Raw genomic sequence first — 16,248 nt, forward strand, 5'->3', positions numbered from 1 at the left:
CGCGCAGCGGCGGGTCCGCGGCCGTCCCGCCGATGAGAGGCCGTTGCGCAAGCGACGAAGGAGCAAGCAACGGCCTCTCATCGGCGGGACACAAGGGGCCGCGAACACGCGCGCGCCAGCGCGCCAACAAACACAGCACCGTTCTGGGACTGCGCACAGAAGGCCGCAGCCGACAACGTCAACCGGGCCGCGGCGGATCAGCCGATACGCCCAAGAACCAATTCCCCCGGCTTCCCGTCCGGCGCGGATTCGATAGTCACCGCGTCGACGAGTGCCCCCAACGCTCCCTCGAACGCCTCCGGGGTATCGGTGTGCAGGGTGAGCAGCGGCTGACCGGCGACCACGGCATCACCCGGCTTGGCGTGCATCTCGATCCCCGCCCCCGCCTGTACCTGTTCGCCCTGGCGAGCACGCCCCGCGCCGAGCCGCCAGGCGGCGATGCCGACGCCCATCGCGTCGAGCCGGGTGAGGATGCCGCTCGACTCGGCCCGGACGACCTCGGTGTACCGAGCCACCGGCAGCGGCGCGTCCGGGTCGCCGCCCTGTGCCTGGATCATCGCGCGCCAGTGGTCCATGGCCCTGCCGTCGGCGAGGGCATCGGCGGGGTCGATGTCCAGCCCGGCCTGGGCGACCATTTCGCGGGCGAGGGTGAGGGTCAGTTCGACCACGTCGGCCGGTCCCCCACCCGCGAGCACCTCCACCGACTCGGCGACTTCGAGCGCGTTGCCCGCGGTCCGGCCGAGCGGGGTGTCCATCGCGGTGAGCAGCGCGACCGTGTTCACGCCCGCGTCGCGGCCCAGCTTGACCATCGCGGACGCTAGTTCCCGCGCACCGTCGAGAGTCTTGAGGAACGCGCCGGAGCCGACCTTCACGTCAAGGACCAGCGCCGCCGTACCCTCGGCGATCTTCTTGCTCATGATCGAACTGGCGATCAGCGGAATCGACTCGACCGTGCCCGTCACATCGCGCAGCGCGTAGAGCCGCTTGTCTGCCGGGGCCAGATCCGCACCGGCCGCGCACACCACGGCGCCGATCGCCGGGTCGGCCAGGATCTCGCGCATCCGCGGCACGGTGACATCGGCCCGCCAGCCGGGGATCGACTCGAGTTTGTCCAGCGTGCCGCCGGTGTGGCCGAGTCCGCGGCCCGACAGCTGCGGCACCGCCGCGCCACAGGCCGCCACCAGCGGGGCCAGCGGCAGGGTGATCTTGTCGCCGACGCCACCGGTCGAATGCTTGTCGACGGTGGGCCGGGGCAGGTCGGTAAAGTCCATCCGGCTGCCGGAGCCGATCATCGCCGCCGTCCAGCGGGCTGTCTCGTGCCGGGTCATCCCGCGCCAGAGAATCGCCATGGCCAGCGCCGACATCTGCTCGTCGGCCACGATCCCCCGGGTGAATCCGTCCACCACCCAGTCGATCTGTGCGTCCGACAGCTCGCCCCCGTCGCGCTTGACCCTGATGACCGATACCGCATCCAGTGCCGTCATCCGGCCAGTTTGGCACGCAACCACCCGCCACGGCATGCGGACACCGTGGTCCAGCCAGCTTACCGCTGCCCGGCCGCCAGATCGTCCGGCCCGAACGCGTACGGCAGCAGCTCGCTCAGCGCCTTCGGCCCCTCCGCGTGAGCGACGAGCAACTCGCCCCCACCGTGCTCGAACAACAGCTGCCTGCACCGCCCACACGGCATGAGGATTTCGCCTCGGGAATCGGTCACGGAGACCGCAATGAGACGCCCGCCACCGCTCGCGAATAAGTTACCGACGAGTACACATTCGGCACACAGGGTTAGCCCATATGAGACATTTTCCACATTGCAACCGCTCACAATTCGACCGGCCGTCGTGAGAGCTGCCGCGCCGACCGGGAAACCCGAGTACGGCGCATACGCCAGGCCCATAGCGTGAATTGCCTTGTCATGCAAGGTATTCCAGTCTATTCCGGGCATCGCGAACCTCCAGCCGATCCCGCCGAACGCGTCGGCAATCAGGCCTCCGCACCAGTATCCGGCATCGAGAAAGGTAAACCTAACTCGGCTGATTCGCACGCAACGCACGGCACGCCGAATTAGTTCCGCGAAACAGAGAGGATTAGAGTCAGCCAAAGATCGGTTCAGGTTCCCGGCGGCGGGCCAGCGCTCGAGAACACAGCGCAGCCACCTGGGCATTTGCCTCTCCACGCACGCCGGCGTCGGATCTGTGACCGGGTCCATCAACGACGTTGGAGGCACCGCACTCTATGACCACGATAGAAGCTCCGGCTCCGGCTCAGCCGAAGCGGAAGAGCCTGTACCGAGGCGACCCCGGCATGTGGTCGTGGGCGCTGCACCGGATCACCGGTGTCACGCTGTTCTTCTTCCTCTTCGTGCACGTGCTGGACACGGCACTGGTCCGGGTCAACCCGGACACCTACGACAACTCCATCGCGCTCTACAAGAACCCCGTCGTCGCACTGATGGAGATGGGGCTCGTCGTCGCGGTCCTGTTCCACGCACTCAACGGTGTCCGGGTCATCCTGGTCGACTTCTGGTCCCAGGGTCCGCGCTTCCAGAAGCAGATGCTGTGGGTCGTGCTGACCATCTGGGTTCTGGTCTCCGCCGCCGGCGTCGGCCGCCAGTTCTTCTACCTGCTGACGGAGCACTGATATGTCTGCACCTGTCCTCGGCAAGTCCTACGATCGCCCGGCCAGCCTCGACGCCCCCCGCTCCCCGCGGGCGAACTCGAACGGCAACTTCGAGAAGTACGCATGGCTGTTCATGCGCGTCTCGGGCCTGTTCCTGATCATCCTGGTGCTCGGCCACATGTTCATCATGCTGATGATCGACGGTGGCGTGAACCGCCTGAACTTCGCGTTCGTGGCCGGTCGCTGGTCCAGCCCGTTCTGGCAGTTCTGGGACCTGTCGATGCTGTGGCTGGCGCAGCTGCACGGCGGCAACGGTCTGCGCACCATCATCGATGACTACTCCCGCAAGGACTCCACCCGGTTCTGGCTCAAGGCCATCCTGGTGGTCTCGATGATCCTCATCGTGAGCGTCGGTACGTACGTCATCTTCACCTTCGATCCGCACATCGACCCCAACTACACGGGTTAGGAACAGGCCCCCTCGCATGAGTGAATCCCGTCCGATTCAGGAACACCGCTACGACGTCGTCATCGTCGGCGCCGGCGGCGCGGGTATGCGCGCGGCGATCGAGGCGGGCCCCCGGGCCCGCACCGCGGTCCTGACCAAGCTGTACCCGACGCGCAGCCACACCGGCGCCGCCCAGGGTGGCATGTGCGCCGCGCTGGCCAACGTCGAAGAAGACAACTGGGAATGGCACACCTTCGACACCGTCAAGGGTGGTGACTACCTGGTCGACCAGGACGCCGCGGAGATCATGGCCAAGGAAGCCATCGACGCGGTCATGGACCTGGAGAAGATGGGCCTGCCGTTCAACCGCACGCCCGAGGGCAAGATCGACCAGCGTCGTTTCGGTGGCCACACCCGTGACCACGGCAAGGCGCCCGTGCGTCGCGCGTGTTATGCCGCCGACCGCACCGGTCACATGATCCTGCAGACGCTCTACCAGAACTGCGTCAAGCACGACGTCGAGTTCTACAACGAGTTCTACGTGCTCGACCTGGTGATGACCGAGTCCGAGCGTGGCCCCGTCGCCACCGGCGTCGTCGCCTACGAGCTGTCCACCGGCGAGATCCACGTCTTCCACGCGAAGTCGATCGTGTTCGCCACCGGCGGCTCGGGCCGCATGTACAAGACCACCTCGAACGCGCACACGCTGACCGGTGACGGCATGGCGATCGTGTTCCGCAAGGGCCTGCCGCTCGAGGACATGGAGTTCCACCAGTTCCACCCGACAGGCCTCGCCGGCCTCGGCATCCTCATCTCCGAGGCTGTTCGTGGTGAGGGTGGCATCCTGCGCAACGCCTCCGGTGAGCGCTTCATGGAGCGCTACGCCCCCACCATCAAGGACCTCGCTCCGCGTGACATCGTCGCCCGTTCGATGGTGCTCGAGGTGCTCGAGGGCCGTGGCGCCGGGCCGAACAAGGACTACGTCTACATCGACGTGACCCACCTCGGCGAGGACGTGCTCGAGGAGAAGCTGCCCGACATCACCGAGTTCGCGCGCACCTACCTGGGTGTGGACCCGGTGACCGAGCTGGTGCCGGTCATGCCGACCTGCCACTACGTCATGGGCGGTATCCCGACCAAGATCCGTGGCGAGGTGCTGCGCAACAACACCGACGTGGTCCCCGGCCTCTACGCCGCCGGTGAGTGCGCCTGCGTCTCCGTGCACGGCGCGAACCGTCTCGGCACCAACTCGCTGCTCGACATCAACGTGTTCGGCCGTCGCGCCGGCATCGCGGCCGCCGAGTACGCCCTGCGCACCGAGTTCGTCGAGATGCCGGAGAACCCGGCGCAGATGGTGCAGGACTGGCTGGCGCTGATCCTGTCCGACCACGGCAACGAGCGCGTGGCCGACATCCGCACCGAGCTGCAGTACTCGATGGACATGAACGCCGCGGTGTTCCGCACCGAGGACACCCTGAAGCAGGCCCTCACCGACATCCACGCGCTCAAGGAGCGCTACACCCGGATCACGGTGCAGGACAAGGGCAAGCGCTACAACAGCGACCTGCTCGAGGCCGTCGAGCTGGGCTTCCTGCTCGAGCTGGCCGAGGTGACTGTCGTCGGCGCGCTCAACCGCAAGGAATCGCGTGGTGGCCATGCCCGCGACGACTACCCGGATCGCGACGACGTGAACTTCATGCGGCACACCATGGCGTACAAGGAGGGCCCGGAGCTCATCTCCGAGATCCGCCTCGACTTCAAGCCGGTGGTGCAGACCCGCTACGAGCCGATGGAGCGTAAGTACTGATGACTGCTGTAGCCGAACCAACCACGCAGAAGCCTGCCCCCGTTCCCGAGGGCTCGGTCATGGTCACCGTCAAGGTGGCCCGGTTCAGCACCGAGAACGACAAGGGCGCGTACTGGGATTCGTTCCAGGTGCCGGTCCTGTCGACCGACCGCTTCCTGAACGTGCTGATCTACATCAAGTCCTACCTGGACGGCACCCTCACCTTCCGGCGTTCCTGCGCCCACGGTGTGTGCGGTTCGGACGCGATGCGGATCAACGGCGTGAACCGGCTGGCCTGCAAGGTGCTGATGAAGGACCTGCTGCCCAAGGGTGACAAGGCCCTCACCATGACCGTCGAGCCGATCCGCGGCCTGCCGGTGGAGAAGGACCTCGTCGTCGACATGGAGCCGTTCTTCGACGCCTTCCGTGCCGTCAAGCCGTACCTGATCACCTCGGGTAACGAGCCGACCCGCGAGCGCATCCAGTCCCAGCACGACCGCGCCCGCTTCGACGACACCACCAAGTGCATCCTGTGCGCCTGCTGCACCACCTCCTGCCCCGTGTACTGGAGCGACGGCAGCTACTTCGGCCCGGCCGCGATCGTGAACGCCCACCGCTTCATCTTCGACAGCCGTGACGAAGGCGCCCGCGAGCGCCTCGACATCCTCAACGACGTCGAAGGCGTGTGGCGCTGCCGCACCACCTTCAACTGCACCGACGCGTGCCCCCGTGGCATCGAGGTCACCAAGGCCATCCAGGAAGTCAAGCGGGCCCTGCTCTTCACCCGCTGACCATCCCCCGGTCCCCGAAGGCCGCCTTCATCGAAAGATGAAGGCGGCCTTCGCCATTGGTCGACCGATAGCCACCGGGTCCACGTCTGGGTCGTCCAGGCCGGGAGCGGCGGCTGGGCAGAGTTTCGGTGCCGCGCGGAGGTTCGGTTGATCAGCCGGCGTAGCCGAAGACCGGGTAGTGGTCGCTGTAGTCGGTGTACGTGTAGGTGGTGCCCATGGAGGTGACGCTCCAGGAGGGGCTTTTCACGCGGCGGGTTTCGTTGACGTAGCTGTCGGGGACCGGGTGGCCGTTGATGGGCAGAACGTAGTCGAGGTGCTCGGAGGCGTATTCGGCGCTGTACTGGTCAAGACAGACGGAGTTGTCGCGGCAGTCCCACGAGAACGGGTGACCGGAGTGTGCAGGGCCGACAGCGCCGAGTTCGGCGAGCATGGCGGGGTATTCGGCGCTGGATTCGATGACGTTCATATCACCTGCCACGTAGACCGGTTCACCGGCGGGGATCCGCTCCGCGGCGAGGAAGGCCGCGATCTGGGCGCGCTGCTTCGCGCGCACCTGACCCGGCTGCCCCGAGCTGCATCCTTTGTCCTCGGACTGCATGTGCGTGCCGATCACGTGGACGGGACCGTTCGGCGAGGACAGCCGCACGTAGGCGAAGCCCTTGTTGGAGAACCAGTCCGCGCCGCAGGCGTCCTTGTAGACGAATTGCACCTTGCGGCTGATCGGCCAGCGGCTGACGATGGCGACGCCGCCGTCCTCGGGCGTGAAGTCGGAGTAGGAACCCTGGGTGGAGTCCCAACCGGAGCGGGACCGGCCCACCACGGACGTCTGGTTCGGGTGGGTCCGCTTCAGATTGTTCAGCAGCTGGTCACCGCCCTCGTTGTGGAACAGCTCCTGCAGCACCACCACATCCTGATCGGCCAGCACATTCTGCTGAGCTATCAGATCGGCACGCTGTTCCTGCCCCCAGTTGGGGTGGATAGCTTCAGGAAGCATGAAGACGTTGTAGGAAGCGATCTTCGCCGGCGCACCAGCTTGTGGCGCGGCCCCAGCGGGGGCGACGGGGATGAGTACGGCCGCACCGCACAGGGCAGCGAATGCCAGTCGTTTGAACATGAGGCATTTAAACATCAAATCGTTACAGGAAATGTAAATCTGTAATCTTCGGTTCGGGACGCGCAGGGCGACAAGACCCCACCTTGACCGCCCTGACAGCAGCGGCGGCTCCCTCCGGGCATAGCTACCGGTAGCAGGCGGCGGCGTCGAGGACGGCGGTGCGGTAGGGGCGGCCGAAGAGGACGGCGTGGGCCAGGAGGAGCGTGAGGTTGTGGAGGGGGATGCGGGATTGCCAGTCGGGGGCCAGCGGGTGGATGTCGTTGTAGGCGGCGATGATTCGGGGAAAGTGGGCGGCGCCGCCGAAGAGGGTGAGGGTGGCGAGGTCGGTTTCGCGGTGGCCGCCGTGGGTGGCCGGGTCGATCAGCCAGGGGGTGTCGGCGGGGCCCCAGAGGATGTTGCCGGGCCAGAGGTCGCCGTGGATGCGGGACGGGGGTTCGGGTGGGGCTTCGATGTGGATCGATTCGACGGTGGCGGCGTCGGCGGGGTCGAGGGCGCCCGCGTCGACGGCGAGTCTCAGGTACGGCAGGATGCGATGCTCGCGGTACCAGGCCGGCCAGTCGTCACCGGGAGTGTTGTCCAGGGGTAGCCCGCCGAGGAAGCCGTCGGTGGTGGCGCCGAAGGCCGGGGCGCCCGCTCGGTGGGTGTGCGCCAGTGCCGCGCCGAATCGTTCGGCGGCCGCGCGACTCGGTTCGGCGTGGTCGATCCACTCCATCAGCAGGAGTTCTTCGGTGACGGCGTAGACCTCGGGCACCGCGACCCCGTCCGCCTCCCGCAGCCAGCGCAGACCTTCCGCCTCAGCCGCGAAGAGACCGGCGGGCGCGGCCGTGGACTCAGCCGTCGGCGCGGCGGAAGCGCCGCCCGGCCAGGTCTTGAGGAACAGATGCGTCCCGTCGTCGAGCACGATCCGCTCGGCGACACAGATCGAGCCACCCGTGACAGGCGTCGTCCGCAGCCGCTGATGCGCGAGGAAGGTCGGCAGCAGATGCGGGTGCGCACGCAGAAACGGCAGGTCCACGCGGCCATCTTGCCCATCCGGCGGCGAGCATGGTCGGCGAACCGCCCGAATGCCGCGACCACTTTTTCTAAACAGGTATTACTAAACACTGTTCATAAACCGGGTCGGCGTGGTCTCATGGTCTCGGAACGTGTTCTACATCACCTGCGAGAGCGGCGTGACGGACCGGAGGAGACACCCGTGATCAGCCCGAATATCCCGGCAGGATTCGATTTCACCGACCCCGACCTGCTGGCGTCCCGATTGCCGATCGAGGAGTTCGCCGAGTTGCGGCGGACAGCGCCGGTCTGGTGGTGCGCGCAGCCGGACCGGGCCAGCGGGTTCGACGACGGTGGCTACTGGGTGGTCTCCAAGCTGGCCGACATCAAGGAGATCTCGAAGACTCCCGAGGACTTCTCCTCGCACGAGAACACCGCCATCATCCGGTTCAACGAGGAAACCACCCGCGAGCAGATCGACATGCTCGGCAACATGCTGATGCTGAACCTGGATCCGCCGCAGCACACCAAGATCCGGCGGATCGTGTCCAAGGGATTCACGCCGCGCGCGGTGGAGAATCTGCGGGCGGCGCTCACCGAGCGGGCCGAGCGGATCGTGTGGGAGGCCAAGAGGACAGGGCGGGGTGACTTCGTCGAGCAGGTGGCCGTCGAGTTGCCGCTGCAGGCGATCGCCGAACTGCTCGGTGTCCCCCAGGAGGACCGCCGCAAGATCTTCGACTGGACCAACCAGATGATCTCCTACGACGATCCCGAGTTCGAGGGCAACCATCACGTCGCCACCGCAGAGGTGATGGGGTACGCCTGGAATATGGCCGAGCAGCGCCGCGGTTGCCCGGCCGCTGACATCGTCACCCAGCTGGTCAACGCCGACGTCGACGGCGAGCACCTCGGCTCGGACGAGTTCGCGTTCTTCGTCATCCTGCTCGCGGTCGCGGGCAACGAGACCACCCGCAACTCGATCACCCACGGCATGAAGGCCTTCGTCGACAACCCCGACCAGTGGGAGCTCTACAAGGAGCAGCGCCCGCGCACCGCCCCGGACGAGATCGTGCGCTGGGCGACGCCGGTGACCGCGTTCCAGCGCACCGCCACCCGCGACCTGGAACTCGGCGGTCAGCGGATCAAGAAGGGCCAGCGGATCGGATTGTTCTACAGCTCGGCCAATTTCGACGAGGAAGCCTTCGCCAACCCGTTCGAGTTCGATGTGCTGCGCAACCCCAACCCGCACGTCGGCTTCGGCGGCACCGGCACGCACTACTGTGTCGGCGCCAATCTCGCCCGCCTCGAGATCGACCTGATGTTCAATGCCATCGCCGACGCGATGCCGAACCTGCGCCAGGTCGCCGACCCGGTGCGGCTGCGCAGCGGCTGGCTCAACGGCATCAAGCGCTGGGAAGTCGAATACGCTTGAACCTCAACGTGATCGAGGGGGTGGCCGGGTGACGGGCAAGGCACGTGGCCGTGCGCCGGTGGTGACCGATGCCGGTATCCGGCGGGTCTCGCGGGCGCTGCTGGCCGAGCAGGGTCCGGACGCGGTCACCCTGCGGGCGATCGCCCGCGAACTCGGGGTCACCGCGCCCGCGCTGTACCGGCACTACGCCTCGCGCGACGAGCTGATCGAGCACATGCGGGTCGAGTTCTGCGCCGATCTGGCCGAGTACCTCTCGGCCGAGATCGAGCCGCTGCCCGACGACGGTGCGGTGCAGTTCCTGGCCATCTGCCGGGGGTTCCGTCGTTGGGCGCTGGCGAATCCCAGGGAATTCACCCTGGTGTTCGCCTCGCCCACCTCGGGCCGGTCGATGATGCGCCGCTTCGACGAGCCCTTCGGCCGGATCTTCCTCGCCGCGGCGGGCAGGCTGCTGGCCGGCTTCGAGATCGCGACCCCGCCGGGCGAGACCATCCCCGCCGAACTCCGCGACGACCTCATCGGTTTCCAGACCGAACTGCTCGCCATGCTCTCGGAGTCCGGGCAGAAGTTCCCGGCCGAGAAGCTGGATCTTGGCGTCACGTACCTGATGGTGCAGATCTGGGCCCGGCTGTTCGGCCACGTCACCCTCGAGGTCTTCGGGAATTACCCCATCCCCCTGGCCGACCCGGAAGTCATGTTCGACGCCATGCTCGCCGACTTGGCCCGCACCACCGGTTTCGCCGGCTGAAAAGTCCTGGTCGCGAGTCCGATCGCCACGGACGTCTCGACTCTGTCGGTGCGGTGGGTCAAGATCGAGCGGTAACCGACAGGGACGGGGAGTGACTGGCGATGGAGCGCGAGCAGTTCGTGCAGGCCGTGATGACGAGTGTGCGGGCCCACGGGGTCGGTGACGCCGAATACTCCGCCGACGAGTTCAGCGTGCATCACAGCGATGGCCGGGTTATTTACCTGGACAACATCTTTCGCGAGTGCCAGCACCTGGACGCCGAGGAGGGCGGCGAACGGATCACCGCTTTCGTCGCGGCGATGACCAGTTCGGACGAGGTGCCGGAGGACTGGGATTCGGTCCGGCCGATGCTGCGCTCGGTGCTGCGGCCGGTGACACTCGGCCAGGACGGACCACGGCCGCTGCACCGGGCGGCGTTCCCGTTCATCGACGAGGTGGTCGTCGTCGATCTGCCACGGACCCGGTCGTTCGTCTCCGTCGACCAGGCCGCGACATGGGGTGTCACCGCCGAGCAGGTGTTCGCCGAAGCGCGGAACAATCTGGCGGCGCTGTCGAAGCCCGGCTCGCCCGACGACCTGCAGATCCTGCGGTTCGTCGACGACGGGGATTCCTACTTCGCCTCGTGGCTGCTCGTGCCGGGCTGGCTGGCCGGATACGCGGGCGGAGAGTTCCGCCCGGTCGCCTTCATCGCCGAAAATGATTCACTGCTGGTCGTTCCCGACGATCCGGAGCTGCTGGTCGACGTGTTCGAGATGGTGGAGCAGCAGTACCGCGACGCCGCGCGCCCGGTGTCGCCGCAGGCGTACACGGTGAACGAGGACGGCGCCGTCGTCCCGTTCGACGAGGCGGGCGAGCACCCGTCGATGCCGCTGGCGCTGCGGGCCCGCGCGGGCCTGGCCGCGACCGAGTACAGCATCCAGACCGACTACCTCAACAACACCTTCGAAGAATTCCTGGAACTGCCCGACCTCGACATCGACCCCGCCTACGCGGCCACCGTCAACTACGAGGAATCCACCGACGGCGCCTTCACCTCGGTCGTCTGGGGCGAGGGCGTCGAGTACCTGCTCCCCGAAACAGATGTCGTCCGCTTCCTGCGCCGCGACGACAACGACGAGGTCGAACTCCTCTGCACCGTCCCCTTCCCCACCGTCGTGGAAATCCTCGGCCTCACCCCACTCCCCACCCTCGAACCCACCCGCTTCGAAGCACGCCACTGGCCCGACCCAACCACCCTCGCCCGCCTCGCCGCCGCCGACATCGAACAGTAGGGCTCACTCCAGAGGTGGCGCGGTTGACCAGGTTTCGCCCGCGATGACGAGGTGGTCGAGGTAGCGCAGGCCTACGGTGGTGGCTGCTCGGGTGAGCAGGGTGCTCGCGCGGCGGTCGTCGGGGCTGGGGGTCGGGTCGCCGGAGGGGTGGTTGTGGACGACGGCGAAGGCCCGGCCGTCGTGGCGCAGCACGGTGTTGAGGATTTCGCGGACGGGGACCGCGACGTGGTCGATGGCGCCTTCGGCGACGAAAGCGCGGTGGCGCAGGCGGTTCTGGGTGTCGCAGATGAGGACGAGCAGGCGTTCGACCCTGGCGCCGGCGAACAGGGGAACCGCGACGCGGGCGATGTCGTCGGGGGTGGACAGTTGCGGTACCGATTCGGTGGTGCGGGAGCGGGTGCCGAGGTGGAACGCGGCGATCACGGTGGCCGCTTTGGCAGGGCCGATGCCCGCCCTGCGGGCCAGTTCCTCCGGTCGCGCCGCGGCGAGTTCGGCCAATCCGCCGTATTCGCACAGCAATTGGGCCGCCAGCTCCAGTGCGGACAGTCCGCGCGTGCCCTGCCCGAGCAACAGCGCGAGCAACTCGCCGTCACTGAGCGCGTGCGGGCCGAGTAGCAGCAGCCGCTCGCGCGGACGCTGGGCGACGGGCAGATTCGCGATCGGTACCGACATCGTTCCCCCTGCGGATCGGCGACGAGGACGATCATCCCAGCAGGCACCGACAGATTCGCTGCGCAGCTATCCTTCGGCCACCGGTTCGGCGCCGACGACCGAGCCGGCCGGTGGTGCGCTGAAGATCGAATCGGCCATGAGCCGCTCCAGATTGCGAAGCTGGCGCTCGTGCACGACGATGCGGCGCAGCGCCTCGTTGACGGTCGCGTTGCTGTCGGCTGTGCCCATGATGTCGGCTGCCGCGGCCAGCAGGTGCTGATCGAGATCTATCCGCAGGGATCGCAATCGTCCTCCTTCGTCGGTCGCAATCTTGCGTTATTCGCCCCGCGCGCGTCCGCCGATTCACCGCGTCGTTACCGAATAACCGCGTTCGCAAGTACGCACAGCAACCGGGTCGAGCCACGTGGGTCACTCGCCAGCAAGCGCACAGAAAACGCTGATGTACGCCGGAATCAGCGGTCGAGCCGCACCCGAACTGCGCAGTTTGCACAGTTGTGCGCGTCGTTGTTGTCGCCGTGGCGGCGCGGTGCTTGCCTGGAGGCATGTTCTCCGAGGCACAGCTGTATTCGCCGGTGACGCGCGAGCGCGACGGCGATGTCACCGTGCACCTGAGCTCGGATCACCCCGGCGTCAACGACGAGGTCTACCGTGCGCGGCGCAACGCCATCGCAGCCATGGCACTCGACTACACAAAGGGCAGCCCGATCCCGCACGTCGACTACACCGACGAGGAACAGCAGGTCTGGCGGATCGCCTCGGCCGAGCTGGCTCGCAAGCACGAGATCTACGCATGCGGCGAAGTGCGCGAGGCAGCGGCGAAGCTTGCCCTGCCGCGTGATCACATCCCGCAGCTCGACGAGGTCTCCAGCCTGCTCGGGCCGCTCACCGGCTTCAGCTATGTGCCTGCCGCCGGCCTTGTTCCGCTGCGCGAGTTCTTCGGCTCCTTCGCCGAGCGCACCTTCCACTCGACCCAGTACATCCGCCACCACTCGGCGCCGCTGTACACCCCGGAACCCGACGCGATCCACGAGATCATCGGCCACGCCAGTCAGATCGCGAGCCCGCGCTTCGCCGCGCTGTACGAGACGGTCGGTGCAGCGGTCGGCCGCTTGCAGACCCAGACCGCGCTCAAATTCCTTGCCGATGTGTTCTGGTTCTCGCTCGAGTTCGGCGTTGTCCGAGAGGGTGACGAGATCCGTTGTTATGGCGCCGGATTGCTGTCCTCCTACGGTGAGATCGACGAGTTCCGCCACGCCCGGCTACGCCCGCTCGACGTCGCCGAAATGGGCACCATCGACTACGACATCACCCACTACCAGCCGGTGTTGTTCTGCGCGGAGTCGGTGGATCAGATCGTCGATGTACTCGGCGAATTCTTCGCGACCATGGACGACGAGACGCCTGCCAGACTCGGGCACCACCGGCACCCGGTGGCATAGCTCCATTCGAAATCGTTGTTACAGAACACAGTTCATCATTCTTCGATTCTCATCTACTGAGATCGGACAGGCGCGACGGACTGATCGGCTGTTACTTTCGACCGGTTCTTCGAGCTTTTTGAAAGGGTCGGGTAGACCGAAAATGACTGTGGATGTGACGGATACGCAAGCGAATCAGAACCCCGAGCCGGAAGCCCCGCTGTGGCTGCAGGGCCGCGAAGCGGTGATCGCCGCCGCGGCGCCGGAAGAATGGCGCGGCAATGTCCCCGACTACGAGCTGAGCCACGAGGTGATCCCTCGCGAGCGCAGCACCTCCCACGCGCCCGGCTCGCTCGAGGCGATCGTCGAGGACCTGGTGAAGGTCTTCGAGATGGAGGTCTCGCACAAGGGCGATCCGGCCACCTGGCTGTCGGTGGTCGCCGAGCAGTACCGCGGCCGGGTCAACGGCGGCGAGTGGCAGGACGCCGAGGAATTCGCGCGGATCGGCAGCTACAACATCCTGATCGGCGACAACCCGTTCTACGAGGCGGCGAACGAGACCTTCGAGTCCTCGCACAAGGTCTTCCACACCGCGTTCCCCGGCGGCTTCTTCTGGGAGGTCATCGAGGTGCTGTCCGGCCCGCCGACCGTGAGCTTCCGCTGGCGGCACTGGGGCAGGTACGAGGGCGAGTACAAGGGCCACCAGCCCACCGGTGAGCAGATCGAGATGTTCGGTGTGACCATCGCCCGCGTCAGCGAGGATCTGCGCATCCTCGAGCTGGAGCACTTCTACGACAACAACAAGCTGCTCGGCCCGCTGGCGCACGGCTGCCCGGTGCAGCACGGCAAGTCGGAGTGATCAGGCCTGATCGCCGAACGGCAGGCCTGCCTGCAGGAATGTCAGGGCGTCGCTGACGTTGGTGACATTCATCGGAGTGGCGGGCGCGATGGCGAGCATGGAGCCGATCATCGCGCCCGCGGCTACCCGCACCTCGAAATCGTCCGCGGACCGACCCGTGTAGTCGGCCAGCATCTGGGCGGCGAGTTCGATACTGCGCAGAAATTCCAAACCGATGGCCGAGCGTAGTTCCGGCACGTGGAACAGCAGCGCCTGCCGTTCCTGCTCGAAGGCGAGATCGGCGGGCGACATCCTCCCGAACACCGCCGCGGTCGCGGTGCGGATGGCGGTGATCGGATTCAGGCCGCGCGGGAGCGTGGCCAGCTCCTCGATCATCACCGGGTCCTGGTCGTCGGCGATGACCAGCTGTTCCTTGGTCGGAAAGTAGCGGAAGAAGGTACTCGGGGACACCTCGGCCGCCGCCGCGATCTGCTCAACCGTCGTCTCGGTGTAGCCCTGTTCCCGGAACAGCCGGAACGCCTCGACCCTGATGGTTCGGCGGGTCCGCTCCTTCTTCCGCTCGCGTAGCGACATCTCAACCGACATGCATCGATTCTGCCGCATCCGAGTCGGTGACCGGTGCCGTCGGTCGCCGCAGCCCCAGCGCGGTCACGAGTCCGGCGATCAGACACAGCGCCGCGCACAGCCCGAGCATCGTGTCCATGCCGGCGACGAAGGCCTGCTGCACCTGCCCCAGCATCGCCGGATCACCGGTCTCGCGCGCGACCGCGACGCCCGCGTTGACACCGTCGGAGATCGGCGCACGGTCGAGCGCGCCGAGGTCGGCCCGGTACCGGGTGGACAGCACGGTGCCGAGTACGGCAACGCCGATGGTGCCGCCCGCCTGCCGAAGTGCCTGCAGCAGTGCCGAACCCGAGCCCGAACGTTCAGCGGTCAGCTCGCCCATCGCCAGGCCGACCGCGGCGGGCATGACCAGGCCCATCCCCGCGCCGAGCACCGTCGTCCACAGCGCTGTCAGCCCGTAACCACTCTCGACCGTGGTGAACGCGCCGAGTCCGAGGCCACCGGCGAGCACGAGCAGTCCGGCGGTGATCACCACCCGCACGCCGAGCCGGGGCAGCAGCAGGTCGACCAGCCTGCTGCCGATGACGAGTCCGCCGATCAACGGCAGCAGCCGCAGCCCGCTGCCGAGCGCGTCGACGCCGAGCACGGCCTGGAAGTACTGCGGGACGGTGAAGAACATGCCGAACATCGCGAAGCTGACCAGGATCGAGATCGCGGTGCCCCACCGGAAGCCGGGCGCGGCGAACAGCGCGAGATCGATCAGCGGATGCTCGGTGTGGCGCTGCCACCACAGGAACACGGCGAGCGTCACCGCCCCGGCCGCGACGACGAGCCAGCCGAGCAGGTCGTCCCAGCCGCGTTCACCGATCCGGATGAAGCCGTAGGTCAGCCCGAGCATGCCTGCCGCCGAGAGCAGTGCGCCGAGGAGATCGACGCGAAAAATGGTGTCGCTCCGCGATTCCGGTACCAGGGTGGTGACGGCCAGCGCGCCGATGACGACCAGCGGCACATTGATCAGGAACACCGAACCCCACCAGAAGTGCCGCAGCAGCCAGCCGCCGAGGATCGGGCCGAGCGGCAGGCCGATGGCGGTCGAAGTGACCCAGATCGTCAGCGCGCGTTGCCGCTCGGTGGGGTCGGTGAACAGCACCGGCAGCACCGACATCGAGAGCGGGATCAGCGCGGCGGCGGCGATGCCGAGCACCACCCGCGCCACGATCAGCTGGCCTGCCGACGCGGCGAACGCGCAGGCCACCGAGGCCGCACCGAACAACCCGAGCGCCGCGAGCAGGACCTTCTTGCGCCCGTACCGGTCGCCGAGCGCGCCGGCGGGCAGCATCAGCGCAGCCAGTGCGAGCGTGTAGGCGCTGCTGAACCATTGCAGCGCAGCGGTATTCGCGTGCAGGTCGACCGCGAGGGTCGGCAGCGCGACAGTGAGCACCGTGACGTCGAGCCCGATCGTGAGCATCGCCATGGCGAGTGCGCCGAGGGCGAGCCAGCGGCGGGTGGATTCCGTCCGCATATCTCCTCCAAAAA

At 67.1% G+C, this 16,248-nt stretch carries 17 protein-coding genes; 9 read left to right on the forward strand and 8 right to left on the reverse strand.

Annotated elements, in window-relative coordinates:
• Positions 1-197: 197 nt before the first annotated feature.
• Together ACWF82_RS26520 and ACWF82_RS26525 are read right to left on the reverse strand one after the other, a co-directional pair.
• Complete coding sequence (locus tag ACWF82_RS26520) at positions 198-1,484, reverse strand: thymidine phosphorylase (RefSeq protein WP_452505406.1); 1,287 nt, start codon at positions 1,482-1,484, stop codon at positions 198-200.
• A 59-nt stretch (positions 1,485-1,543) separates the two neighbouring features.
• The gene (locus tag ACWF82_RS26525; protein WP_452505544.1) at positions 1,544-1,945 is read right to left on the reverse strand and encodes a cytidine deaminase; all 402 of its coding nucleotides are present in this window, start codon (positions 1,943-1,945) and stop codon (positions 1,544-1,546) included.
• A 290-nt stretch (positions 1,946-2,235) separates the two neighbouring features.
• Here ACWF82_RS26525 and sdhC point away from each other — a divergent pair, with 290 nt between their 5' ends.
• Genes sdhC through ACWF82_RS26545 form a run of 4 tightly spaced genes read left to right on the forward strand, consistent with a single transcriptional unit; the run spans position 2,236 to position 5,644 of the window.
• Positions 2,236-2,640 (forward strand): succinate dehydrogenase, cytochrome b556 subunit, encoded by a 405-nt coding sequence (gene sdhC / locus ACWF82_RS26530; protein WP_452505408.1) that lies wholly within the window; start codon positions 2,236-2,238, stop codon positions 2,638-2,640.
• Position 2,641: 1 nt separating this feature from the next.
• The gene (locus ACWF82_RS26535; RefSeq protein WP_452505410.1) at positions 2,642-3,088 is read left to right on the forward strand and encodes a succinate dehydrogenase hydrophobic membrane anchor subunit; all 447 of its coding nucleotides are present in this window, start codon (positions 2,642-2,644) and stop codon (positions 3,086-3,088) included.
• A gap of 16 nt (positions 3,089-3,104) precedes the next feature.
• Positions 3,105-4,874, forward strand: coding sequence for a succinate dehydrogenase flavoprotein subunit (gene sdhA, locus ACWF82_RS26540; protein ID WP_452505413.1), 1,770 nt, complete (start codon positions 3,105-3,107; stop codon positions 4,872-4,874).
• Entirely contained in the window at positions 4,874-5,644 is a 771-nt protein-coding gene (locus ACWF82_RS26545; protein WP_452505415.1) for a succinate dehydrogenase iron-sulfur subunit, read from the forward strand. The genes sdhA and ACWF82_RS26545 overlap by 1 nt, the downstream gene beginning before the upstream one ends.
• A gap of 151 nt (positions 5,645-5,795) precedes the next feature.
• Here the strand turns inward: ACWF82_RS26545 and sph are convergent, their stop codons facing one another.
• Positions 5,796-6,773 (reverse strand): sphingomyelin phosphodiesterase, encoded by a 978-nt coding sequence (gene sph / locus ACWF82_RS26550; protein ID WP_452505417.1) that lies wholly within the window; start codon positions 6,771-6,773, stop codon positions 5,796-5,798.
• A gap of 109 nt (positions 6,774-6,882) precedes the next feature.
• Positions 6,883-7,773: a fructosamine kinase family protein gene (locus tag ACWF82_RS26555; protein ID WP_452505418.1), complete on the reverse strand. Its 891-nt coding sequence runs from the start codon at positions 7,771-7,773 to the stop codon at positions 6,883-6,885.
• A gap of 180 nt (positions 7,774-7,953) precedes the next feature.
• Between ACWF82_RS26555 and ACWF82_RS26560 the strand changes: the two genes are divergently transcribed.
• The 3 genes from ACWF82_RS26560 to ACWF82_RS26570 all read left to right on the forward strand — a co-directional run bounded on the left by ACWF82_RS26560 (position 7,954) and on the right by ACWF82_RS26570 (position 11,199).
• The gene (locus ACWF82_RS26560) at positions 7,954-9,183 is read left to right on the forward strand and encodes a cytochrome P450 (RefSeq protein WP_452505420.1); all 1,230 of its coding nucleotides are present in this window, start codon (positions 7,954-7,956) and stop codon (positions 9,181-9,183) included.
• A 28-nt stretch (positions 9,184-9,211) separates the two neighbouring features.
• Complete coding sequence (locus ACWF82_RS26565; RefSeq protein WP_452505422.1) at positions 9,212-9,928, forward strand: TetR/AcrR family transcriptional regulator; 717 nt, start codon at positions 9,212-9,214, stop codon at positions 9,926-9,928.
• A 101-nt stretch (positions 9,929-10,029) separates the two neighbouring features.
• Complete coding sequence (locus ACWF82_RS26570) at positions 10,030-11,199, forward strand: hypothetical protein (protein WP_452505424.1); 1,170 nt, start codon at positions 10,030-10,032, stop codon at positions 11,197-11,199.
• A gap of 3 nt (positions 11,200-11,202) precedes the next feature.
• Here the strand turns inward: ACWF82_RS26570 and ACWF82_RS26575 are convergent, their stop codons facing one another.
• Positions 11,203-11,871: a JAB domain-containing protein gene (locus tag ACWF82_RS26575; RefSeq protein ID WP_452505426.1), complete on the reverse strand. Its 669-nt coding sequence runs from the start codon at positions 11,869-11,871 to the stop codon at positions 11,203-11,205.
• Between the two features lie 66 nt (positions 11,872-11,937).
• Positions 11,938-12,156: a type II toxin-antitoxin system VapB family antitoxin gene (locus tag ACWF82_RS26580; RefSeq protein ID WP_452505428.1), complete on the reverse strand. Its 219-nt coding sequence runs from the start codon at positions 12,154-12,156 to the stop codon at positions 11,938-11,940.
• A gap of 257 nt (positions 12,157-12,413) precedes the next feature.
• On the opposite strand from ACWF82_RS26580, the gene ACWF82_RS26585 reads away from it, so the two are divergent.
• Both ACWF82_RS26585 and ACWF82_RS26590 read left to right on the forward strand, forming a co-directional pair.
• Positions 12,414-13,310, forward strand: coding sequence for a phenylalanine 4-monooxygenase (locus tag ACWF82_RS26585; RefSeq protein WP_452505430.1), 897 nt, complete (start codon positions 12,414-12,416; stop codon positions 13,308-13,310).
• A gap of 154 nt (positions 13,311-13,464) precedes the next feature.
• Positions 13,465-14,148, forward strand: coding sequence for a SnoaL-like polyketide cyclase (locus ACWF82_RS26590; protein ID WP_452505432.1), 684 nt, complete (start codon positions 13,465-13,467; stop codon positions 14,146-14,148).
• On the opposite strand, the gene ACWF82_RS26595 is transcribed toward ACWF82_RS26590, so the two are convergent.
• Positions 14,149-14,733 carry a TetR family transcriptional regulator gene (locus tag ACWF82_RS26595; RefSeq protein WP_452505434.1) on the reverse strand — a complete coding sequence of 195 codons (585 nt, stop codon included), beginning with the start codon at positions 14,731-14,733 and terminating at the stop codon, positions 14,149-14,151.
• Positions 14,723-16,234 (reverse strand): MFS transporter, encoded by a 1,512-nt coding sequence (locus ACWF82_RS26600; protein ID WP_452505436.1) that lies wholly within the window; start codon positions 16,232-16,234, stop codon positions 14,723-14,725. The genes ACWF82_RS26595 and ACWF82_RS26600 overlap by 11 nt, the downstream gene beginning before the upstream one ends.
• Positions 16,235-16,248: the final 14 nt, after the last annotated feature.

Source organism: Nocardia sp. NPDC055053 (genome assembly GCF_053608285.1).